1 other RNA gene is annotated in these 351 nt (G+C 57.8%); it reads right to left on the bottom strand.

Annotation, left to right across the window (positions count from 1 at the left end):
• Positions 1–350, bottom strand: a transfer-messenger RNA (tmRNA) gene (gene ssrA, locus DBV08_RS32140); the annotation flags it as partial.
• Position 351 lies beyond the last annotated feature (1 nt).

Raw genomic sequence — 351 nt, 5'->3', positions numbered from 1 at the left:
GGAATCGAACCCGCGTCCGATAGTGCGGAGCAAGAGCTTCTCCGGGCGCAGTCCGTATTATCGTTTTCTCAGTCCCGACGCTCGCACGAACACGTCGTCGACGGACTCAGTCACTCTGAAGTGTTCATCCTTCCCCGATGACGAGGGTCGGCAGCAGTGGCTCCTTAGATGATGGAACGATCCGGGTCAGGAGCAAGCCCGGGGTTCCAGACTGCTAACGCTGATCAGGCAGCGAGAGCGAAGTCAGTGCGCTTGGATTCGGCACTTATTGGTTTCCAGAGGACGTTAACGAGATGACTCTGGCTTCTCGGCCCGCTTCCCCTTGCTGGACAACTACCGTCGAAACCGATC

Source organism: Rhodococcus sp. KBW08 (assembly GCF_003852455.1).
GTDB lineage: Bacteria > Actinomycetota > Actinomycetes > Mycobacteriales > Mycobacteriaceae > Rhodococcus_F > Rhodococcus_F baikonurensis.
Note: the sequence above shows the minus strand (reverse complement) of the source record. Positions and strands in the feature narration are given on the sequence as shown.